At 62.5% G+C, this 20979-nt stretch carries 21 protein-coding genes; 16 read left to right on the top strand and 5 right to left on the bottom strand.

Features of this window, described 5'->3' with window-relative positions; all coding sequences use genetic code 11:
* Positions 1-39: 39 nt before the first annotated feature.
* Together PM3016_RS15995 and PM3016_RS16000 are read left to right on the top strand one after the other, a co-directional pair.
* On the top strand, positions 40-942 hold the full coding sequence (locus tag PM3016_RS15995; RefSeq protein ID WP_014370136.1) for a TIGR01777 family oxidoreductase: 903 nt from the start codon (positions 40-42) through the stop codon (positions 940-942).
* Between the two features lie 10 nt (positions 943-952).
* Positions 953-1270, top strand: a complete 318-nt coding sequence (locus tag PM3016_RS16000) for a hypothetical protein (protein WP_013916705.1) — start codon at positions 953-955, stop codon at positions 1268-1270.
* 806 nt (positions 1271-2076) lie between these two features.
* Here the strand turns inward: PM3016_RS16000 and PM3016_RS16005 are convergent.
* Together PM3016_RS16005 and PM3016_RS16010 are read right to left on the bottom strand one after the other, a co-directional pair.
* A complete protein-coding gene (locus PM3016_RS16005) occupies positions 2077-4248 on the bottom strand; it encodes a DNA topoisomerase III (RefSeq protein ID WP_014370137.1) in 2172 nt (723 codons plus the stop codon).
* 90 nt (positions 4249-4338) lie between these two features.
* On the bottom strand, positions 4339-5178 hold the full coding sequence (locus PM3016_RS16010) for a helix-turn-helix domain-containing protein (RefSeq protein ID WP_013916708.1): 840 nt from the start codon (positions 5176-5178) through the stop codon (positions 4339-4341).
* A gap of 123 nt (positions 5179-5301) precedes the next feature.
* Between PM3016_RS16010 and PM3016_RS16015 the strand changes: the two genes are divergently transcribed.
* The 5 genes from PM3016_RS16015 to PM3016_RS16035 all read left to right on the top strand — a co-directional run bounded on the left by PM3016_RS16015 (position 5302) and on the right by PM3016_RS16035 (position 9724).
* Positions 5302-6303 (top strand): Gfo/Idh/MocA family protein, encoded by a 1002-nt coding sequence (locus PM3016_RS16015; RefSeq protein WP_013916709.1) that lies wholly within the window; start codon positions 5302-5304, stop codon positions 6301-6303.
* 235 nt (positions 6304-6538) lie between these two features.
* Entirely contained in the window at positions 6539-7480 is a 942-nt protein-coding gene (locus tag PM3016_RS16020; RefSeq protein ID WP_013916711.1) for an aldo/keto reductase, read from the top strand.
* Positions 7481-7753: 273 nt separating this feature from the next.
* The gene (locus tag PM3016_RS40790) at positions 7754-7882 is read left to right on the top strand and encodes a hypothetical protein (RefSeq protein WP_274380002.1); all 129 of its coding nucleotides are present in this window, start codon (positions 7754-7756) and stop codon (positions 7880-7882) included.
* A 215-nt stretch (positions 7883-8097) separates the two neighbouring features.
* Positions 8098-8475 (top strand): VOC family protein, encoded by a 378-nt coding sequence (locus tag PM3016_RS36930; protein WP_014370140.1) that lies wholly within the window; start codon positions 8098-8100, stop codon positions 8473-8475.
* A gap of 253 nt (positions 8476-8728) precedes the next feature.
* The gene (locus PM3016_RS16035; RefSeq protein WP_014370141.1) at positions 8729-9724 is read left to right on the top strand and encodes a helix-turn-helix transcriptional regulator; all 996 of its coding nucleotides are present in this window, start codon (positions 8729-8731) and stop codon (positions 9722-9724) included.
* Here the strand turns inward: PM3016_RS16035 and PM3016_RS16040 are convergent.
* Complete coding sequence (locus PM3016_RS16040; RefSeq protein ID WP_014370142.1) at positions 9691-10203, bottom strand: GyrI-like domain-containing protein; 513 nt, start codon at positions 10201-10203, stop codon at positions 9691-9693. The two genes, PM3016_RS16035 and PM3016_RS16040, sit on opposite strands and share 34 nt — an antisense overlap.
* 209 nt (positions 10204-10412) lie before the next feature.
* Positions 10413-11426 carry a zinc-dependent alcohol dehydrogenase family protein gene (locus PM3016_RS16045; protein ID WP_014370143.1) on the bottom strand — a complete coding sequence of 338 codons (1014 nt, stop codon included), beginning with the start codon at positions 11424-11426 and terminating at the stop codon, positions 10413-10415.
* A gap of 138 nt (positions 11427-11564) precedes the next feature.
* Between PM3016_RS16045 and PM3016_RS16050 the strand changes: the two genes are divergently transcribed.
* From PM3016_RS16050 to PM3016_RS16080, 7 genes are all read left to right on the top strand, one after another.
* Positions 11565-11969 (top strand): winged helix-turn-helix transcriptional regulator, encoded by a 405-nt coding sequence (locus tag PM3016_RS16050; protein ID WP_014370144.1) that lies wholly within the window; start codon positions 11565-11567, stop codon positions 11967-11969.
* Between the two features lie 195 nt (positions 11970-12164).
* Positions 12165-12959, top strand: a complete 795-nt coding sequence (locus PM3016_RS16055) for an ArsR/SmtB family transcription factor (RefSeq protein ID WP_013916717.1) — start codon at positions 12165-12167, stop codon at positions 12957-12959.
* A 161-nt stretch (positions 12960-13120) separates the two neighbouring features.
* Entirely contained in the window at positions 13121-13855 is a 735-nt protein-coding gene (locus tag PM3016_RS16060; protein WP_236628698.1) for a class I SAM-dependent methyltransferase, read from the top strand.
* Positions 13852-14715, top strand: a complete 864-nt coding sequence (locus tag PM3016_RS16065; protein WP_014370146.1) for a carbon-nitrogen hydrolase family protein — start codon at positions 13852-13854, stop codon at positions 14713-14715. The genes PM3016_RS16060 and PM3016_RS16065 overlap by 4 nt, the downstream gene beginning before the upstream one ends.
* 29 nt (positions 14716-14744) lie before the next feature.
* Complete coding sequence (locus PM3016_RS16070; protein ID WP_013916720.1) at positions 14745-15428, top strand: GNAT family N-acetyltransferase; 684 nt, start codon at positions 14745-14747, stop codon at positions 15426-15428.
* 214 nt (positions 15429-15642) lie between these two features.
* A complete protein-coding gene (locus PM3016_RS16075) occupies positions 15643-16209 on the top strand; it encodes a CBO0543 family protein (RefSeq protein WP_013916722.1) in 567 nt (188 codons plus the stop codon).
* Between the two features lie 77 nt (positions 16210-16286).
* Entirely contained in the window at positions 16287-16895 is a 609-nt protein-coding gene (locus PM3016_RS16080) for a superoxide dismutase family protein (RefSeq protein WP_014370147.1), read from the top strand.
* Between the two features lie 211 nt (positions 16896-17106).
* Here the strand turns inward: PM3016_RS16080 and PM3016_RS16085 are convergent, their stop codons facing one another.
* Positions 17107-17997, bottom strand: coding sequence for a LysR family transcriptional regulator (locus PM3016_RS16085; RefSeq protein WP_014370148.1), 891 nt, complete (start codon positions 17995-17997; stop codon positions 17107-17109).
* 144 nt (positions 17998-18141) lie between these two features.
* On the opposite strand from PM3016_RS16085, the gene PM3016_RS16090 reads away from it, so the two are divergent.
* On the top strand, positions 18142-19428 hold the full coding sequence (locus PM3016_RS16090; RefSeq protein WP_014370149.1) for an adenylosuccinate synthase: 1287 nt from the start codon (positions 18142-18144) through the stop codon (positions 19426-19428).
* Between the two features lie 118 nt (positions 19429-19546).
* A complete protein-coding gene (locus tag PM3016_RS16095; protein ID WP_013916726.1) occupies positions 19547-20644 on the top strand; it encodes a DUF3900 domain-containing protein in 1098 nt (365 codons plus the stop codon).
* Positions 20645-20979: the final 335 nt, after the last annotated feature.

Genomic DNA, 20979 nt, shown 5'->3' on the forward strand with positions numbered 1-20979 from the left:
TAGGGGGGAGACGGAAGGAAAAGATCGGAGGAATGCCTGATGAAAGTCGCAATCGCAGGCGGAACCGGATTCATCGGCGGGCACCTGACCCGGTATTATGCGGAGCGGGGAACGGAGGTCGTCCTGATCTCGAGGTCCGCGCGGGCATCGGACAAGGAGCGGGTAAAGTACGTCACCTGGTCGGAGCTCGAAAAGAACGTGTCGGCCGTAGAGGGCGCGGAGGCGGTTATCAACCTGGCCGGCGAGTCGATTAACCAGAGATGGTCGGAAGCGGCCAAGGCGCGAATCCTTGATTCCCGGCTTGATTCCGTGAGGCGGGTGGCGGACATCGCGGGGCGCCTCGAACGCAAGCCGGTTCTCGTGAACGCTTCCGGCATGTCGGTGTACGGCTTGTCGGATACCGAGAGCTTCTCGGAAGAAAGCCCGCACCGGCTCGACCACTTCCTGGCCGAGGTCGTGGAGAAGTGGGAGGCGGAGATCCGCAGGGTGCCTGCCGCACGGACGGTGATGCTGCGCGTGGGCGTGGTGCTGGGGCGCGACGGAGGCGCCTATCCGAAGATGCGCCTGCCGTTCGTCTTCGGAGCCGGCGGACGCATCGGCAGCGGGCGCCAGTGGCTCTCGTGGATTCATGTGGACGACATCATCCGGCTTATCGACTACTGCGTGACGCAGGAGGAGATGGCAGGGCCGGTGAATGCCACGGCGCCGGAGCCGGTGACCAATGACGCCTTCGGGCGTGCCCTGGCGAAGGTGATGGGCCGGCCGTACCTTTTTCCGGTGCCGGGCCTGGTCATGAAGCTGATCTTCGGCGAGATGTCCATGCTGCTGCTCGAAGGGCAGAAGGTGCTGCCGCAGGCGGCGCTCAGCGGGGGATTCCGCTTTACCTATCCGACAATCGAAGAGGCGCTGCGTTCCCTGGAACGCCGGGCCAAAGGAGGATAATGCTGCACTTATGCTGATCTATGGAAGCACGGATATTCATGAGCTCCGGTTCGAGGAGCTGACAGCCCGCGTGGAGCGCAGGGACGAACAGTGGATCGACGTCGAAGTCGGGTTCCGCGTGGCCGGCCCGGATGCGGTGCCGGAGGACATCACGGAGCTGGGCGCCTTGCTCGTAGTTACGTACCGCGGGGATATCGCGGAGATCGCCCCGCAGGATGAGGGCCGGGACTGCGAGTACCAGTTCACGGAGAGCGAGAAGGCCCAGCTCCGCGAGTTCTACGAGCGGGAAGTGAGGCCGCAGGTGCTGCAGGCGGCCGGGCAGGAGTAGAAGGCTGCGCGGGAAGGCTGTGCGTAGCGGTGGGCCGGCTTGCGGCAGCGGGATGGGACAATCACTGCTGCAGGCGCGGAGTCAGTGCGGGCGGAAGAACGGCTGCAGGAAGTTGCGGCTGAGCAGGCATTGGCGGGTACATACGAAAGAAGGCCGGTTTCCTTTGGTGGGAAACCGGCCTTCTTTTTGGTAATCGGGCTCTTTGGCTGGGGCGCTGAAGAACAGGAAAGCGAATAGCTGAACTGAAGTGTGCTGTCGGGCTGATGTGAAGCGCGATATTCGAAATAGCGGAACTCAGGTACGCTATCGTGCTAATGCGCGAGGTGATAATCCAAATAGCGGAACTCAGGTTCGCTATTCGTGCCGAGCAGGGGGGCTGGCGGTGAATGCCGGGCCAATAAGGCATCTGAGTTCCGCTATTCGCTGGGAAATAACGGGAAATGATGTCATAAGGCATCGTAGTTCCGCTATTTGGAATGAGCGCTCCAGGCGCCGCATGCGGGCAGCCCGGATTGCTTGTCGTCGGAGCCGCGGAGCGCCGCTTTCAGTGCCTCCTCGAGATCCAGGGGCAGCTTCGAGTTGTCGTTGAGCTGCCCGGCAGAGCCTGCTCGGCTGGCGCTGTCGGCGCATCTGCGGCTAGCCGAGCCCGAAGCTTTGTTACTCGTCGTCGGAGCCGCTGCTTCCTTTGCCGAGCGCCGCCTTCAGCGCCTCTTCCAGCGCCGAAGGCAGCTTCGCGTTGTCGCTGTACTGCTCTGCGCGGCTGCAACGGCTGATCTACAGACGAAGCCGCCGACCCGCATGCCAGCTTACTCGTCGTCGGAGCCGCCGCTTCCTTTGCCGAGCGCCGCCTTCAGCGCCTCTTCCAGCGCCGAAGGCAGCTTCGCGTTGTCGCTGTACTGCTCGGCAAGCTGGCTCTGCTGGCGTTTGCCCGCCTTGCCGCGTCCGCCGGCGCCGCCGGTGTCGTTCAGCATCTCGATGACGTTGCACGGACGGCACTGCGCGTACTTGCCGGCCTTGCCGGTGTGGATCTCCATCTTCTTGCGGCACTGCGGGCAGCGCTTGTTCGACAGCTGAGCTTCCGCGGCCCGCTTGTAGTTGCACTCGCGCGAGGAGCAGACGAGCATGCGGCCGCGCTTGCCCTTGATGTCCTGCAGCGGGGAGCCGCAGTCCGGACACTTGGAGTGCGTCAGGTTGTGCGGCTTGTATTCCGCCGAGGAATTCTTGACGTCTCGCACGATCGCCTCCGTCTGTTTGCGGATTCCCGCCATGAAGGCGTCGGGGTCGCCCTGGCCCTTCGCGATGCGTTCGAGCTCCCGCTCCCAGGAAGCGGTGAGCTCGGAGGAGCGGAGCTCCGGCACGACGAGCTCCATGAGCTGGACGCCCTTGCCGGTCGGCTGCAGCGTGTTCATCCGGCGCTCGATCGTATCGGTCGACAGCAGCTTCTCGATGATGTCGGCGCGGGTCGCCGGCGTGCCTAGGCCCTGCTTCTCCATCACGGAGAGCAGGCCGGCCTCCGTGTAGCGGCCCGGCGGCTTCGTCGTGCCCTTCTGCTGGCTGAGCCGCAGGTCCTTCAGCTCCGTGCCCAGCTGCAGGGCCGGCAGCGACTGCAGGGAGGACGGTTCCTCTTCAGGTGCGTCGTCATCGTCCGCCTCCGACGGAGCGCTGCTTCCGTCGTAGACGGCTTTCCAGCCTTGATCCTTGACGATGCGGCCCTTCGCATGGAACGATTCGCCGGCAATGTCGAGCGTTACCGCCGTCTCGTCATAGCGGAACGCGGGGAAGAAGAGCGAGAGGAACCGGCGCACGATCAGATCATAGAGCCGGCGCTCGTCGGCACCCAGCAGCTGGAGCTGCGGCCGCTCGTCCGTCGGGATGATCGCGTGGTGGTCGGACACCTTGCTGTCGTCGACGATGCGCTTCGTCACCGGCAGCGGCCTCGCAAGCAGCCCCTTCGCCGAAGCGCCGTACGGCGTGCCGAGCAGCGCCTTCAGCCGGTCGGGCAGCGTGGACACCATGTCGGAGCTCAGATAGCGCGAGTCGGTCCGCGGGTATGTCACGAGCTTGTGCTGCTCGTAGAGACGCTGCAGCACGTTCGACGTCTGTTTCGCGGTAAAGCCCAGCCGCTTGTTCGCGTCGCGCTGCAGCTCGGTGAGGTCGTAGGCGAGCGGATGCGGCTCGCTCTTCTCCGACACCTTCAGCGCGGATACCTTCGCCGAGCGTGCGGTCTTCAGCCGCTCCAGCAGTGTGTCGGCCGCCGCCTTGTCGAACAGCCGCCCGTCCGGGTGAGCCTGGCTGCGCCAGAGGGCCTGGAACGAGCCGAGCTGCGCGCGGAGCATCCAGAAGTCCTTCGCCTGGAAGGAGCGGATCTGCGCTTCGCGGTCCATCATCGCGGCCAGCGTCGGCGTCTGCACCCGGCCGGCGGCCAGCTGGGCGTTGTGCTTGCAGGTCAGCGCCCGCGTAATGTTGAGGCCGATCAGCCAGTCGGCTTCGGCCCGGCATACCGCGGAGCGGTAGAGCGGATCGTACGCTGGGCCCGGCTTCAGCTGGGCGAAGCCGTCGCGGATCGCCTTGTCGGTCTGCGACGAGATCCAAAGGCGCTTGTAAGGTTTGCGCCACCGCACAAGCTCCATGATCCAGCGGGCGACGAGCTCGCCTTCCCGCCCGGCGTCCGTGGCGATGATAAGTTCCTTCAGATCGCCGCGCTGGGCGAGCTGGGAGATCGCCTTGAACTGGGGCGTCGTCTCGCGGATGACCTTCAGCTTCATTTTGGAGGGGAGAAGGGGGAGGTCCTCCAGGTTCCAGGTTTTGTATTTCAGATCATATTCTTCAGGCTCGGCGAGCGTAACCAGGTGGCCGAGCGCCCAGGTCACGACATACTGCGGGCCTTCCATATAGTGTTTATGCTTCTGCTGGCAGCCGAGCACGCGGGCGATTTCCTTGGCCACGCTGGGCTTTTCGGCCAGAACGAGTGATTTCATGCGGATGGTGCTCCTCTCGGGACAAAAATGGATCGTTCCTGCTTCTTTGGCATTATTGACGTCCTGAAGTTCGTTTGTCAAGCGGACGGGCTACTCCTTGCGGTACAGCTGCCGGTAATCCGTCGGGGTCATCCCTTCCTGTTCCAGGAACCTCTTATTAAAATAGCTCACGCTCGGATAGCCGGTCTGCTCCGCAATGTCCTTCACGGTCAGGTCCGGCTGCTCGAGGAGCAGCTGCTTGCCCTTCTGCAGCCGGCTCAGCGTAATGAAGGTCATGGGCGTCATCGAGGTGGCTTTCTTGAACAGCCGGCAAAAATAGTACGTGCTCACCCCCGCCCGGTCCGCCCATTCCTGCAGGTCGAACGGAAGGCAGGCCTCGGCCCGCATGGCGGGGAGCAGATCCAGCACCCGGCTGCCCGGCTCGGCGCTGCGCGGGTCGGACCATGGGGCCGCTTCACTGACGAACTCGGCCAGCACAGCGTAGGTCAGCGTGGACAGCCGGGTCAGGCCAAGGAAGCCGCGGGCTTCCGCTTCCACGAGGAGCGCGTCCAGTGCGTCCTCGACCGGCTTCGTCTGCCGCAGCTTCCAGAGCGGCGACCGGCTGAAGCCCCGTTCGATGAGGTATTCCCGCAGGCCGCTGCCGTAAAAGTGGACCCATCGCACCTCCCACGGATCGTCCTGGCTTGAATAATACCGCTGCTCGGTCAGCGGGAAGTACAGGAAAGCGTCGCCCCGCTGCAGGGTGTATACGCTGCGGTCATGTTCCACACAGCCCCGGCCGCCGAGCACAATGTGAATGCTGAAGTTATTAAGCACCCCCGCCTTGCGGCTCACTTCGTGGTCGGGCATCTCAGTGTACCACCCGACGGACTCGGGGAGGATCATAAACTCGGTACGGTTCAGGGTGGGGAGCATCGACTGCCGCTTCATGGAACACCGCCTTAGGACAATATTGTTTTATACCACTGCAAAAAGCTGTTATTTTCATTTTAAAGAGGCTTCCTTATAATAGCAATATCGTACTAAGAATCTGGTGAGGGAGCGAAATACATAATGAGCGAGAAGAAGATCAGATGGGGCATTCTGGGCTGTGCCAACATTGCTGTACGCGCGGTCATTCCAGGGACGCAAAAATCGGAGACGGGCGTGGTCGCGGCCATCGCAAGCCGGGGAATCGGAAAGGCGCAGGAAACGGCGGAGAAGATGGGCATTCCCACAGCCTATGGCAGCTACGAGGAACTCCTCGCTGACGAGAGCATTGATGCCGTTTACATCCCGCTGCCGAACCATCTCCACAAGGAATGGACGATCAAAGCGGCCGAAGCGGGCAAGCATGTGCTGTGCGAAAAGCCGGCGGCGCTGAATGCGGAGGAAACCCGCGAGATGGCGGCGGCCTGCGAGAAGGCCGGCGTGATCTTCGCGGAGGCATTCATGTACCGCTACCACCCGCGCTACCAAATGATCCGCGAGATCATCGCCTCCGGCGAGATCGGCGAAGTCCGCGGCATTCACGGCGCTTTTACGTTCAACAATGCGAAGGATACCGGGAACGTGCGCTACCAGCAGCACATGGGCGGGGGCTCGATCTATGATGTCGGCGTGTACCCGATCAGCGCCGCACGCTTTATTCTCGGGCAGGAGCCTGAAGCGGCGACCGTGCATGGATTCTTCTCCCCGGAGCATGACGGGGTGGACATGATGGCCTCCGGCCTGCTGGAGTTCCCGAACAGCGTCGCGCTGACCTTCGACTGCGGCATGTGGGCCGCCGGACGCAATGTACTCGAGATTCTCGGTACCGACGGCCGGATCGAAGTGCCGTCCGCTTTCGTCACCAACGGATCCGAAAGAGACCACTTCATCGTGCATGCCAAAGGCGAGAGCCGTGAAGTGCAGGTACCTTACCTCAACCAGTACGCCCTTCAGGCGGATGCGATCGGGCGCAGCGTGCTGTACGGGGAGCCTATGCCGTTCGGCCCGCAGGATGCCGTGAACGGGATGCGCGTCGTCGACGCCTGCCTGACCTCGGCACGCGAACGCCGCCGGATCGAGCTCTAAAGCGGTTCGAAGCCAGCAGATCACCGGCCGAACTTAGGTTTCATCTGCGGAATGAGGAGATATCGTTTTGAAAGTGACCTTTGTGCGAAGCACAACGGAACGCAAAACGATATGCCCGTGATCTTAGTTTTTTATCTGCCGAATGAGGAGATATCGTTTTGAAAGTGACCTTTGTGCGAAGCACAACGGAACGCAAAACGATATACCCGAATGACATGAGGGAGGAACAGGAGCCATGAGAACGATTACCATTCAGGGACTGGATAAGCCCGTATCCTGCTTGATCAAGGGATCCGATTATTTCCGCGAAGACGTGTACGAGAAGGCGGCACGCAACCTGGATGCCTACTTCGCGATCGGCGGCAATACGATCGACACGGCTTACATCTACTGCGGGGGAGAAAGCGAGAAGACGATCGGACGCTGGATGGCGGAGCGGGGCAACCGGGACCAGGTCATCATCCTGACGAAGGGCGCGCATCACAACAAGGATGGGCCCCGGGTGAACCCGGAAGCGATCGAGGCGGACCTGCAGGAGAGTCTGCAGCGTCTCGGAACGGACTATGTGGACCTGTATGCGCTGCACCGCGACGATCCGTCCGTGCCGGTCGGCATCATCATGGATGCGCTCAATGAGCACATCCAGGCCGGGCGTATCCGGGCCATCGGCGGCTCCAACTGGACGACCGCCCGCCTGCAGGAGGCCAATGAGTACGCCGCACAGCACGGGCTCGTGCCGTTCACCTTCTCGTCGCCGAACCTGTCGCTCGCCAAGGCGAACGAGCCGTTCTGGTCCGGCTGCGTGTCCGCGGACAGCAGCGACTGCGCGTGGCATGAGCAGCACCAGCTTCCGCTGCTCTCCTGGTCCTCGCAGGCGCGGGGCTTCTTCACGGGCCGCTTCACGCCCGAGGTGCGGGACAACGCCGATCTCGTCCGCGTCTTCTACAGCGACGCGAACTGGGACCGGCTGCGGCGGGCGGAGCAGCTGGCGGCTGAGCGCGGCGTGACGGCGATCCAGATCGCCCTCGCGTATGTGCTCAACCAGCCGTTTCCGGCGTGCGCGCTCATCGGTGCGCAGACGCCGGAGGAGCTGGAGTCGTGCCGCCAGGGGGCGGAGATCGTGCTGACGCGCGAGGAGCTCGAGTGGCTGGAGCACGGCACGCCGGTGCGGGCATAGGTTATCGAGAGACATCGCCTCATCTTCCATGAGGAGACGGCAGAAGATTCGAACAGCAGGACCCCTTTTGCATGGGGGGCCTGCTGTTTTCTTTGTAGGCACCTCCCGGCTGACTTGAGGCCACTTGCTCACGCTGCAGCGAACAAGCGGGTCAGAAAGAGGCGATTTACAACGATTCCCCTCGGCGGCATACTATTTATGGATAAACATGCCAAAAAAGAGGCTGTGCATCAACGCGTGCAGAAGGGAGGTGCCTGTGAGGAAGCGGTGATCATGGACAAGCCGGCACTGAAGTTCATCGGATCGGCCGCGGAGGTTACGCTGTACGATGTGCAGTTCAACAAGACGACCCTGAAGCTGGTAGCGCATTTTAAGGTCCGAGATCAAGAGGAGCATGAATGATGGGGTGGCGTATGGACTCTCCACGGACCCTGAGAACTACCGGCCGGCGGCACCGGGGTCCCGAGTCCGAGGAATCCGTTACGGAGATCTGGTTTCCTGTCCGGATGAAAAAGCTGCCATAGAAGGAAAGGGCGGCGTACCGCTGCCGAAGAAATGGCCCGAAAACCTGGGCATGAAACGCGTTACCTATACATGGGAGGCTGGAGATATTGGGGATGCCGATTGTCAACCGGGTGGATACGATTTTTGTACATGTGACGGATCTGGAGCGTTCCATAAGCTGGTACAGCCGTCTGCTCGGCTTGGACGTGAGGGAAGGCCGGCATGAGGGACCGATCTATACCCTGGATATGGGGCAGGGACGTCCCGGCATTACGCTGGATAATCACTGTTTTGATGAGAATTATGTTTTTACGCCGTCCAACCAGCCGCTGTTCAATCTGAGCGCCTCCGATATTCACGAAGCTTACCGGCACGTGACGGAGCTGGGGGCGGAGATCGTCAGCGGGATTGTGACTTATCCGGATCTCGCGGAATTCTCGTTCCAAGACCCCGACGGCAATATCATCATGGTGTGCACCTGCTTCAGCTGAGCGGGTGCCAGGCGAGCGATACCGGGAGAATCCGCCATATAAGCGTGATCCGGAAAATATCCGTACAACATCTGAAAAAGCTGCCGTATGCCCGGCGGCTTCTTTGTGCCGGCACCGAGGAGCCGGCTGCCGGGGGAAGTGAATTGCACGAGTGCAGCTTCTGCTGCGTCTTCACTCTCCAACTATGACATAATTTGTCTTAGTCTTGTGGTAAGATGTTTTTATTACATCAGTGAAGGAAGGAACGCACGTCATGACCAAATCGAAACGGCTGATGGAGCTCATGATCGCGGTGAACAAGCGGCGGCGTTTCACGGTGAGGGAGCTGGCCGAGGAATTCGGCGTCTCCACCCGCACGATCATGCGCGATCTGCAGGTGCTCGACGAGCTCGGGCTGCCCTTGTACGCCGAGTACGGCCCGCACGGCGGCTACCGGGTGCTGAACGAGCGGCTGCTGCCGCCGATCATGTTCTCGGAGCAGGAGGCGCTGGCGATGTTCTTCGCCTACCAGTCGCTGCAGCATTACGGGGCGCTGCCGTTCAGCGAGGAGTCGGTGACGGCGCTGAAGAAGTTCTACTATTATCTGCCCGACGATACCAAACAGAAAATCGACCGGCTCCAGGAGCGGGTCGTATTCTGGACGCCGAAGCGTCAGGCGGCGGTGCCTCACCTGAAGCTGCTGCTGGACGCCTCCCTGCAGGGCCGGCCGTTGCGGATCACGTACGATTCGCGGGAAGGCCCCGGAGAGCGGGCGATTCAGCCGATCGGCGTCTATTCGTATAACGGGTACTGGTATTGTCCGGCGTACTGCTTCCGCAAGCAGCGCTATCTGCTGTTCCGTGTCGACCGGGTGCTGCAGGCGGAACCGGCGGGAGAGGAACATCCGGCGGTGGACCTAAGCGAGTACACGATCACCGACTGGTTCCTGCCGCCTCCGCAGCAGCCGCCCGGCCCGGGCGGGGATGCCCATGGCCTGCTCCAGCTGGAGGTCCGGCTGACGAAGGACGGCGTCCGCCGCTGCCGCTGGGAGTCGTGGTTCCAGGAGGAGCTCGTCGTAGGAGAGGAGGGCGAGGGCCTGCTGCGTATCCGCATCCGGCATGACGAAATGGACTACTATACCGGCTACTTCCTCTCCCTGGGCGCGGATGCGGTCGTCGTCCAGCCGCCGGAGCTGGTCTCCCGGCTGCGGGAGGCCGTCCGGAAGCTCTATGACGCTTATGGCGCCGGGGAGACAGCCGGTCCGCCGTAACAAGCCGGTTCCGTCACCGGAATGTAGATGTCGAACTCGCTGCTCTCCGGCTCGGCGGAAGCGTACCGGTGGTCGTAGTATTCGAAGTCGGGGGCATCCGCGCGGCGGTATGTTCCATTGGACTCCAGCCACGCTTGGATGGATGCATAAGTTGCGTCGAGCCGGGCGACGGGCCCCCGGTGGGTGAACACGGCATACAGGCGAGGTTCCAGCGTGACCGCCGTCATGCCGGAGGGCAGCTCCGGCGGCATCTCCTCGACCAAGGCGCCCGTAAGGTAGTCGAAGGGCTCGCCGGAGGCGGCCTCGATTCCCCAGCAGATGCCGAGCGTTGCGGGACCCCGTCCCGGGATTTCGGCTGCGCGCCGCATGAAGGCGTCCCACTGTCCGGCGATCGTGGGGATCACCCCTTCGGTCAGCCGGTGCTGCCCCTTGGTTCCTACCGCTGCGAACTCGCCGTGTTTTTCGATTCTTGGTTTCATGGCTGCTGGCCTCCTGATCAGGTTTGGGATGTCGGAATACTGACAGGAACAAGATACCAGGCAACCGTGACAACGCGTGTCTTAGTCTCCCAAATCGTGTGCGGCCGTCCGGCGGTCCGCACGCGCACCCTCCATAGTGAGCTCCCTTGCAGTACAGCTATGGGCTCAGAGCCTCGAAGGCGCATAAAGCCCCAAGGTGCCGGCAGGCTTCACAGCCGGATGCAGATTTTGCCGAAGTGGACGCCCTCCTGCATATACCTTAGAGCCTGGACCGCCTCGGTGAACGGGAACACGCGGTCAATGACCGGCCGCACGCCGCTCAGCGCCAGGGCACGGTTCATGTCCTCGAACATCCCGTGGCTGCCGACATTGATCCCCTGCAGCGTAACCTTCTTGCGGATGGCGGGGATAAGGTCGAGTCCTGCAGCCGTTACGCCCGAAAGCACGCCGACAATGCTGACGCGTCCGCCCGGACGGACGGCGGCCAGCGAGGCGTTCAGCGTAGCCGCTCCGCCAAGGTCGACGATGTGATCGGCCCCCCGGCCGTCCGTGAGGCGGAGCACTTCCTGATCCCACTGCGGAGACTTCACGTAATTGATGCCGAGATCGGCCCCGAGCGCCGCCGCCCGCTCCAGCTTCACATCACTGCTGGAAGTTACGATCACCCTGGCGCCATGCAGCTTCGCAAACTGCAGGGCGGACAAGGCAACGCCTCCGGTGCCCTGCACGACGACCGTATCGCCGGCGCGTACGCGCCCTTCTGTCACGACGGCCTGCCAGGCCGTCAGCGCGGCGATGGGCAGCGAGGCCGCTTCTTCGTCGGTCAGATGCTCGGGCACGTGGACGAGCGATCCCTGCGGGAAGACGCCATATTCAGCCAGGACGCCGTCTCTCGGGCCGCCCAAGGTCGAGCCCAGCATCGCTTCCGTCGGCGTTCCGGCGAGCCAGTCCTGCACGAAGATCGGGCAGACCCGGTCTCCCGGCTTGACCCGCGTGACCCCTTCACCCAGCTCCTCCACGATGCCGACGCCGTCCGATACCGGAATCAGGGGCAGCGTCTCGGCACCTACGTAGAACCCTCCGACTACGCCAAGGTCCCTCGCGTTGAGCGAGGCCGCCCGGATGCGAAGCAGCACCTCGCCTGGACCGGGAGCCGGCTTTGGCCGCTCCGCCAGCGTAATCCGCTCGAGTCCGAATCCACCCTGAATTTCAAATGCTCTCATGATCTCTCTCTCCTTCATCTGATAAAGTCATCATTTGGAATATGCTTCTAGACAAACGATACCTCATACACTAAATTAAAGTAAGCAGGCACTTGAAAGTGGCATAGGCACTTCAACGTGCGCCATGGGGGGATGAAAATGAGAACGGACGGCCGTCCGGAGAAGGATATCTCCGTTACGGTGTGCAGCTACAGTCTTGCTTTGGATGTCATTGCGAACAAATGGAAGCCGCTTGTAATCTACGCGCTGGAGAACGGCAGCCAGCGGTATGGGGACATGAAGCGCCGCATTGAAGGCGTAGTCCCAGAAAATGGACTGACCGAGACGCTGAGGGGGATGGAACGGGATGGCCTCGTCGTGCGGAAGGTGCATCCTGCCGTTCCTCCGGCCGTCGAATATACGCTGACCCCGCTCGGCCGCACACTGATCGAGCCTCTCCAGGCGCTTCATGTCTGGGCGAAGGCTCATCATGAGGATGTGCTGAGCGCGAGGGAACGGTACGACGGGCAGGACGGGCAGGACGGACAGACAGGCGGAGCATAGCGCGCCGAAGCGCGGCTTGGAGAACGGAGGAAGCGGAATCCGTGCCAGTCACGCGCAGGGCAGCGAGGTGACTACCGCTGCTGCCCGTCCAGGCGGCCCGAACCATTCATGGAAAATGATGCTGATGTGCATCCTAAGGAGAGCAGGATAGGCGGAATCGCCTGTCCGACTTGGCAAACCGGGGGGCATGGGGCATTGACGACGGTACAGAGCAAGGATAGCGCGATATTCCTCGTCCTGGCGGATCCGAGGTGCAGGGAGCTGCTGCAGCGGCTGGCAGCTTCCCCAGGCCTCAGCGTCAGCGGCTTATCGGATGAACTGGAGCTGCCGCGTGCCGCCGTGCTGAAGCATCTGAAGATGCTGGAAGAGGCGGAGCTGGCGGCCTCCCGGCGGATCGGGCGGGAGAAGCTGTATTCCGCGGACCGGGAGCGGCTCCGGGGGCTGATGGAGCGCCTGCTCGGCCGCCCGGAGGATACGCGCGGCGGCAGGCTCGGCGAGCTGAAGCGGATGCTGTCGGAAGAGAAGCAGCGCAGTGTGCGGATGCTGCCGAGACAGACGTACGGGACGCTGATCCGCTCCTCTCCCGCCCGCATCTGGGAGGAGGTGCTCTCCCCGGAGCAGCCCGCCGGATTCTGGCGGGGATGCCGGCTGATTCTGGGAGGCGGGGAGCTGTCCCCGTACCGGCTGGAGAGGCCGGACGGTCGTGAAGAGGCGCGCGGGATGGTGACGGCGGCAGAGGCTCAACGGAGGCTGGAGCTGACCTGGGGGAGCCCGGACGAATCGGAGGCCGGCACGGCGGAGGGACGCCTCGCCCTGGAGCTCGAGCGGCTGCCCGGCCGGCCGGAGGTGTGCCGGGTCATCCTGGTGCTCACCGCGGAGATCCGGACGGAGGATTCGATTCGTGCGGCGGACGGGGGCTGGCCGGGCCGGCTGGCCGGCCTGAAGTCGTACGTTGAAACCGGCGAAGGAATGTGGGAGGAGAAGCCGTAAGATTTGTGCGGCGGATTTCGATCTTCGCTGTTCTAACTCTTCCAGGGGAAGCCCGCCGGTCTTCCCCTGCTTCGCATGCCCGTCCCTGTGTGCGGAAAATCAGGCTCCCGAGGGGGGAAATCCCGCGCCGTGCATGGTGTTCCGCCCCGCCCGGTGGTATAATGATCGGGATAAATGCCAAGGGTTGGAGAGTGAGCCGCAGCATGGACGTGCGCGAGCATTTCGGAGAGATCGACATCTATTTGTTTGACCAGCTGCTCAAGGGGCGCATCAGGCCCGGCATGCGGATTCTGGATGCAGGGTGCGGGAGAGGGCGCAACTTGGTGTTCTTTCTCCGGGAAGGCTACGACGTCTTCGCGGTGGACCGGAGTCCGGAAGCCGTCGAGGAGGTCCGGAAGCTGGCGGCGGGAATTCATTCCCGGGAGCAGGAAGAGCGCTTTCGCTGCGAACCGATCGAGAAGCTCAGCTTCGCCAACGATACGTTTGATTTCGTCATCTGCAGCGCGGTGCTGCATTTTGCCGAGAATGATAAGCATTTCGGGGAGATGGTCGGCGAGCTCTGGCGGGTGCTGAAGCCCGGCGGGGTGCTCTTCACCCGGCTCGCATCGGGCATCGGCATGGAAGCGCTGATGCGCCCGCTCGGCGGAGGACGATACTCGCTGCCTGATGGGTCGGAGCGCTACCTGGCCGACGCGGCACAGCTGCACCGGCTGACGGAGAGGCTGCACGGCCAGTTTCTTGAGCCGTTGAAGACCGTACAGGTCGAAGGACTGCGGTGCATGACGACCTGGTGCCTTAAGAAACCGCACATCCTCTTCTTCGACCCGATCGAGGAAGGAACGGGAGAGAGTATACAAGGGGAACCGCCCGGAGGAAAAGGGGAGGAATCACAATGAAAATGCGCGTATCTGCCGTGCAGTACCATCTGCATACGATCGGCAGCTTTGAGGAGTTTGCCGCCCAGGTGACGCACTATGTCAAGACGGCCGCGGAATTCGAGTCGGACTTCGTGCTGTTTCCGGAGCTGTTCACGACGCAGCTGATGTCCGTCGGAAGAGGAGACGGAAGCGGGGAAGCCCTGACGATTGACGAGCTTCCGGGCTTCACGGAACCCTACATGGCCTTATTCAAGGGGCTGGCCGCCGAGACCGGCATGCACCTGATCGGCGGCACGCATATCGTGTCGGAGAACGGGCGTCTCTACAATACGGCGTTCCTGTTCTATCCGGACGGTCGCGTAGGGGAGCAGCGCAAGGTACATATTACGCCGACCGAAGTCAAAGAGTGGAACATGGCCGCCGGCGATACCCTGCAGGTGTTCGACACGGATAAAGGGCGCATCGCGATGCTGATCTGCTACGACATGGAATTCCCGGAGATCGTACGGATGGCCCGGGCCCGCGGGGCCGACGTCATCTTCTGTCCGTCGTGCACGGACGACAAGCACGGGTTCCACCGGGTCCGCTACACCTGCCATGCCCGGACGATCGAGAACCAGATCTACGTCGTGACGACCGGAACGGTCGGCTCGCTGCCTACCGTGGACTTCATGCGGGGCAATTACGGCCAGGCGGCGATCCTCACGCCGAACGACGTGCCTTTTCCGCCGGCAGGCATCATGACGGCCGGAGAGGTCAACGGGGACATGGTCATCACGGGCGATCTCGATCTGTCGCTGCTTCATCAGGTGAGGGAGAAGGGCTCGGTGACGACGTGGCGTGACCGCCGGACCGATCTGTATACGGACTGGTCTTGAGGGACCGGAGCGGTGGAGGGCGTGTACTCATGACAACCGCACGGTACCGCAAGGAAATGTACGTGTTCGACGGCGACAAACCGGTGCGTGCCGTGATCCGTTCGTATACGGAGGCGGATTTCGCCGGATTGATCCGTATCCAGCAGGAAAGCTTTCCCCCGCCGTTTCCCTCGGAGCTGTGGTGGAACGAGGAGCAGCTGCGCCATCACGTGACCTTATTTCCCGAGGGGGCGCTCTGCGTGGAGATCGGCGGCGAGCTGGCCGCCTCGATCACCGGACTGCGCGTCGATTACGATCCGCAGGACGGGGACCATACGTGGGAAGCCGTCACGGACGGAGGCTACATCCGCAATCACAAGCCGGACGGCAATACACTGTACATTGTCGATATTTGTGCAAGGCCCGCCTACCGCAAGCTGGGTCTCGGAAGATGGATGATGCTGTCCATGTACGAGGTTGTTGTCAAGCTTGGGGTGCAGCGGCTGCTCGGCGGGGGGCGGCTGCCCGGCTATCACCGGCATGCGGATACGCTGACGCCGCAGCAGTATGTGGAGAAGGTGCTGGAGGGGACGCTGAAGGACCCCGTGATGACCTTCCTGCTGCGCTGCGGGCGGACGCCGGTCCAGCTCGTGTCCGGTTATCTGGAGGACGAGGAGTCCCGCAATTATGCGATGCTGATGGAATGGCGCAACCCATTCCTGCAGAAGAACTAGAACATCGAACCGTTCGAGTGCCGAGGTTCGCCGGAGAGGCTTCGTCCCATTCAGGGGCGGAGCCTTTCTTTACAGGCAGCGGGCGCCTGCGGGAAGCGGGAATCCGGGACGAGTGTCCGGCTGCAGGAGGAAAACGGGAAGGCTCACATGAATTGCCAAGCTTCCGGGAATCCTGAAGAGGGAGCGGGATTATAAGGCGAAAGGTGGCAATCCCATGTCTTTTCCATCCTTCGAAGACGTTCAGAAAGCCAGGAGCCTTCTGGCTGAGGTGTCGGAAGCGCACTGGCTGCAGGATGACCTGCACAAGGCCTCCTGGTGGCTGCTGCTCGCTCTTACTATCATGCCCTATTTCATCTGGTGGAAAATGGTGGACCGCAGGCGGATCCAGGAGATTGTGCTTTACGGCCTGCTCATTGCACTGATTTGCATGACCTTCGACAGTATAGGCACCGACAGGCTGTGGTGGGGCTATCCCGATAAGCTGTTGGGTCTCACGCCGCCGCTGCTTCCCGCCGACCTCGTGCTGGTCCCTGTGTTCTCCATGATCATATATCAGCTGTTCTCCGGGATGTGGGTCCCTTTTGTACTGGCGAACCTGGCACTCGGTCTCTTCATGGCTTATGTATGTGAGCCTCTGTTCATCCTGCTGAACTTCTACGAGCTTAACTCCTGGCGTCTGACATATTCGCTGATTTACTATCTTCTGACGAGCAGCGGTGTCTGGTGGTTCGTGACCAAGCTGAAGCGCGTTCAGGAGAAGGCCGGCTTCCGGGAGGGGTAGGCGGGGGTGCCGGGTTTAGCTCTTCCAAATTTGGCAACACTGGTGGGTGTACTGCTGAAGCCGAAGGAGGAAGAGGATTGAAAGGGTATAAAAGCATGGGGGGGCTGCTCGCGGGTATGCTGCTGCTGAGCGCCTGCAGCGGTCCGTCGGCGTGGTTCGGGCTGGGCGGCAAGACGGAGCACCAGCATGAGCCCCTGCACAAAAACGGCAGCGAAGCCGTCATGGCCTATGAGTCCAAGGACGCCCAAGAGATCGATATCATAGGGATCCGCGGCACATCGATCGGCAAAGCGAAGCTGAGCCAGGCGCCGGAAGGTGTCCGCATTCAGCTCGACGCCGCCCATCTGCCGCCGGGGCCGCACGGGTTCCACTTTCACGAGACCGGACGGTGCGAAGCGCCGGACTTCAAGACGGCGGGGGCGCACTTCAACCCGACGGGCCGCAAGCATGGCACCGAGAACCCGCAGGGTCCGCATGCGGGCGACCTGCCGAACATCGAAGCGGACAAGAACGGCATGGCCAAGGCCGACTTCGTCATGAAGGGGCTGACGCTGGAGAAAGGGAAGCCGACCTCGCTGCTGAAGGAAGGCGGTACTTCGCTGGTCATTCACGAGAAGGCCGACGATTATAAGACCGATCCGTCCGGCAACTCCGGCGCGCGCATCGCGTGCGGCGCAGTGAAATAGATTGCTCCTGAATGGCTTTCTCTTAAAGACAGCCTCCATTCCGTCTATTGCGGAGTGGAGGCTGTTTGCTGTGCGCTGCGGTATGCCGGGCGGAGGGATGCGGGCGGGAACGGGGAAAGCCGGGAGGCTGGCCCTGCGCGGATGTGATCCAAGCGGCATGCGCCTCATCCTGCCCCGGCGGCATGCTTGGCAGGCTTCGGCACCGAGGAAGTCACTCCGTCAGCCCATCCACGAACCGGCGCGCCGCTGCTGACAGCGGTACGCCCTGCAGGGTAACGAGACCGACCTCCCGGGGAGGAACCGGGACCGCAAGCGGGACTTCCGTGAGCCCGCCGCGCTGCATCTCTTCCTGAGCGTATTCGCGGACAACGCACGCAATACCCATCCCGCTGCGGGCGAACTGCAGGAGCAGGTCCATGCTGCCGAGCTCCAGCTCCGGCTGCAGGCTCAGGCCCTGCCCGGCGGCATAGCGGTCCAGGTGGCGGCGCGTGCTCGTGCCCTGCTCGAGCAGGATGAGCGGGTAGGCGAGCAGCGATTCCAGCCTCAGCGGTGCGGCCTGACGGTCTAGCTCCTCCGAGTAGCGTTTGCCGGCGACGAAGCAGTCGTGAATGGTCCGGATGGGACGGACGTCCAACCGGGGATCCTCGAAGGGCAGGTGCACGACTCCGAAGTCGATGCGTCCCTCTCTCAGCAGGGCGGCCGTCTCCGCCGTCGTCCGGTTCGTGACGGATACCTTGATCCGCGGATAGTCCTCCCGGAACGTCTCCATGCGGGGAAGCAGCACGTGCCTGCACAGCGTATCTCCTGCGCCAATGTGCACTTCGCCGGCCTCCAGGTCGTGCATCTCCCCGATCCGGCGCTCGCCGGCTTCCATGAGATGGTAGGCCTGCTCGATATACGAGAACAGCACCTCGCCCTCTCCCGTTAACCGGACGCCTTTGGAGGAACGGAAGAAGAGCTGTCCCCCAAGCTTCGCCTCCAGCTGCTTGATGGAATGGGAGACCGCCGGCTGGGTGATGAAGAGCTCCTCCGCCGCTTTGGACAGACTTCCGGTCCGAGCCACCGTATAGAAGACCCGGTACCACTCCATGTTCACGATCAAAGGGTATCAACTCCGTTTATGGTGGGTATGAATATTATTCATTTTTTTTATGTCCGTACTCCGAATTATAATCAATGGGTGTCAGGGGGGCAAACGAGCTGCAGTCTGGAGCGGCCCCTATATGAAAAAAGGAGCGGATCGGATATGAGTGTAACGGCAGTGGTAGGAGCGAATTGGGGAGACGAGGGCAAGGGCAAGGTAACGGACCGCTTTGCGGCGGAGGCCGATGTGGTTGTGCGCTTTCAGGGCGGCAACAACGCGGGACATACGATCATCAATGAGCACGGCAAGTTTTCGCTGAATCTGCTGCCATCGGGCGTGTTTCACAGCCATATCGTCAATGTGATCGGGCCCGGTGTGGCGCTTAACGCCCCGGCGCTGCTCGCGGAGCTGGATGCGCTGCGGGCGGCCGGTCTCCCGGAGCCTCAGCTGAAGGTGTCGGAGCGGGCGCAGCTGGTGCTGCCGTTGCACGCGCTGCTCGACAACCTGGAGGAGGACCGGCTCGGCGCGGGCGGGTTCGGCTCGACACGCAAGGGCATCGCTCCGTTCTACGCGGACAAATACGCCAAGCTCGGGCTGCAGGCCGGCGATCTGGCGGACCGGGCGCGGGTGCAGGAGCGGATCGAGGCGTCGCTTGCCGGTAAAAACGTGCTGCTCAGCCACTTGTACGGCCGGGAGCCGCTGGATGCCGCTGCGCTGACGGATGAGCTCATGGCTTCGGCGGAGCGGCTGCTGCCCCTCTTGTGCGATACGACCGAGCTGCTGCACGAGGCTCTGCACCGCGGCGCTTCCGTGCTCGTCGAAGGCCAGCTGGGCGCGCTTCGCGACCCCGACCACGGCATCTACCCGTACTCCACGTCGTCGTCGACGCTGGCCGGGTTTGCCGCTGTCGGCGCGGGTGTGCCGCCGCATGAGATCCGCCGGATCGCAGCCGTGACGAAGGCGTATTCCTCCTGCGTCGGGACGGGGCCGTTCGTCACGGAGCTTGCGGGCGGGGAAGCCGAAGAGCTGCGCCGCCGCGGCGGCTCGGCCGGCGAGTACGGCGTGGTGACCGGCCGGCCGCGCCGGGTCGGCTGGTTCGACGCCGTCGCCACCCGGTACGGCTGCATGGTGCAGGGAGCGACCGAAGTCGTGCTGACCAACCTCGATGTGCTCGGCTATCTCGATGAGATTCCGGTCTGCACAGGCTACCGCATTGGCGGCGGCGTAACGAACCGCTTCCCGCTGAACCGGGAGCTGGACGCGGCGGAGCCGGTTCTTGAGGTGCTGCCGGGCTGGCGGTCCGACGTGAGCGGGGCGCGCTCGTTCGGCGAGCTTCCCGAGGCGGCCCGGCGGTATGTACTCCGGCTGCAGGAGCTGATCGGCACGCCCATCCGCTGGATCTCGGTCGGGCCGCACCGCGATCAGATGTTCGAAGTTTTTCCTCTATGAACCTCTCGGCGCCTATAGTATACTAGGTGTCCGGCTCCTCTCTCGGTCTTACGGAAATGCTAGATTCCAGGGGGCGGCGGCCGGCAATCCTTGGTACGCATAGGGGAGCTGATCTCAAGTGAAATTCGATGTGGACTATATATCGTTCTTCGTCATCCAGGTGGATGGGGAGGAAAGCGGCAAGCGGAGCAAGCATTACCAGACGATGGACGGCGAGAGTTATGCCGAGAGCGAGCTGAGCGGCTTCCTGGACGGGGAGTTCGCGAAGACGGCGAAGCGCAAGGCCGAGCGCAATCCGAAGGCGGAGCAGGTGCCGACGAAGATCGGCCGGTTCATCGCCGAGCCGGGGTACGATCTCGACAGCAACCCGAACTACAACATGTTCGCCAGGCTGAAGACCGCGGAGAATATCGACCAGTTCATGGGTCATGCCGACGAGATCGTGACTACCTATATGGACACCAGCGCGATCCGGGGCGGCGCCATGTTCGTGGTACGCGCGCGGCTCAATCAATATTTTGACGAGCCGTTCCTGTTCGTGTTCAAATGCGACTTCGAGCAGAAGATCGCCCGCATCACCGACGAGCGCTCGCTGCTCAACCAGGTGGAGATGGCCATCTCCGCCAAGAATATGAAGTCGATCATGTACCCGCACATGCCGGAGCCGGGGATGGTTGACAACTGGGAGCTCAAAATCCACCAGTCCTCGCACGCCAACTACTTTGAGGATTTCCTGAGGTTCGTGGAGTACGAGAAGTCGATGCCGGAGCTGGTCAATGAGCAGGTGATGGACTTCGTACACCAGTACGTCGAGCAGACGTATGAGCACAACGAGGAGCAGAAGCAGCAGGAGCTCGAAGCGATGGAGCTGTGGGCGCACAGCGACCAGAGGGAGCTCCAGGAGAAGTGGGAGCCGTCGCAGGTGATGGAAGCCGCGTCGGTGCTCATCGAACAGAAGCCGGACATCGAGATGAAGGTGAAGCTTGGCAACATGACGGTGCGGGCGCTGCTCGCCGACTTCGGCGACCGGCTGCACATCGCGCGTCACGGCGACCGCTATGTGCTCGTGCTTGAGGGCGATGCGCTGCAGTTCGACCGCGGCATCTCGCCGGTCGAACTGCTTGCGCCGGAGCCGCTCGACGTCGTGATTGAGCGGCTGAAGCAGAAGGCGTTCGAGGAGGAGCACGAACGCAGCGGGATTGGAGTGTTCGCGTAGGCGGAAGCGGGGGAGCGCGGCGAGAAGCGTGCGGCTGCGGGGGCGGTGCCGGCACATGGGCCGAGCAGCGGGTGCTGCAGGGGAGCGCGAGTTGCGGCGCCGAGCGGCGAGGCTGTATGCGTGAGGCGGCTGCGGCATCAAGAGGCGCATTGACCTCCGCCGGCGCGCCGGCGGGGCACGCTCGATCCGCCGCACAGGCCGCAACCATGCCACCGAGGCGGTTCAGCCCATAGCGGAATTCAGATTCCTTATTGGCTTCGATAAGGCACTCAAAGTAAAAATAACGGAACTACGATCACTTATTCGTCTGTTTTCCAGTCCATCAGCGGCGAAAA

Source organism: Paenibacillus mucilaginosus 3016 (genome assembly GCF_000250655.1).
Lineage (GTDB): Bacteria > Bacillota > Bacilli > Paenibacillales > NBRC-103111 > Paenibacillus_G > Paenibacillus_G mucilaginosus.

Bases quoted from the DNA above. Each gene is read 5' to 3' on its own strand.
- PM3016_RS15995 (WP_014370136.1), top strand. From the start codon at position 40: ATGAAAGTCGCAATCGCAGGCGGAACCGGATTCATCGGCGGGCACCTG.
- PM3016_RS16000 (WP_013916705.1), top strand. From the start codon at position 953: ATGCTGATCTATGGAAGCACGGATATTCATGAGCTCCGGTTCGAGGAG.
- PM3016_RS16005 (WP_014370137.1), bottom strand. From the start codon at position 4,248: ATGAAATCACTCGTTCTGGCCGAAAAGCCCAGCGTGGCCAAGGAAATC.
- PM3016_RS16010 (WP_013916708.1), bottom strand. From the start codon at position 5,178: ATGAAGCGGCAGTCGATGCTCCCCACCCTGAACCGTACCGAGTTTATG.
- PM3016_RS16015 (WP_013916709.1), top strand. From the start codon at position 5,302: ATGAGCGAGAAGAAGATCAGATGGGGCATTCTGGGCTGTGCCAACATT.
- PM3016_RS16020 (WP_013916711.1), top strand. From the start codon at position 6,539: ATGAGAACGATTACCATTCAGGGACTGGATAAGCCCGTATCCTGCTTG.
- PM3016_RS40790 (WP_274380002.1), top strand. From the start codon at position 7,754: ATGGACAAGCCGGCACTGAAGTTCATCGGATCGGCCGCGGAGGTTACG.
- PM3016_RS36930 (WP_014370140.1), top strand. From the start codon at position 8,098: ATGCCGATTGTCAACCGGGTGGATACGATTTTTGTACATGTGACGGAT.
- PM3016_RS16035 (WP_014370141.1), top strand. From the start codon at position 8,729: ATGACCAAATCGAAACGGCTGATGGAGCTCATGATCGCGGTGAACAAG.
- PM3016_RS16040 (WP_014370142.1), bottom strand. From the start codon at position 10,203: ATGAAACCAAGAATCGAAAAACACGGCGAGTTCGCAGCGGTAGGAACC.
- PM3016_RS16045 (WP_014370143.1), bottom strand. From the start codon at position 11,426: ATGAGAGCATTTGAAATTCAGGGTGGATTCGGACTCGAGCGGATTACG.
- PM3016_RS16050 (WP_014370144.1), top strand. From the start codon at position 11,565: ATGAGAACGGACGGCCGTCCGGAGAAGGATATCTCCGTTACGGTGTGC.
- PM3016_RS16060 (WP_236628698.1), top strand. From the start codon at position 13,121: ATGATCGGGATAAATGCCAAGGGTTGGAGAGTGAGCCGCAGCATGGAC.
- PM3016_RS16065 (WP_014370146.1), top strand. From the start codon at position 13,852: ATGAAAATGCGCGTATCTGCCGTGCAGTACCATCTGCATACGATCGGC.
- PM3016_RS16070 (WP_013916720.1), top strand. From the start codon at position 14,745: ATGACAACCGCACGGTACCGCAAGGAAATGTACGTGTTCGACGGCGAC.
- PM3016_RS16075 (WP_013916722.1), top strand. From the start codon at position 15,643: ATGTCTTTTCCATCCTTCGAAGACGTTCAGAAAGCCAGGAGCCTTCTG.
- PM3016_RS16090 (WP_014370149.1), top strand. From the start codon at position 18,142: ATGAGTGTAACGGCAGTGGTAGGAGCGAATTGGGGAGACGAGGGCAAG.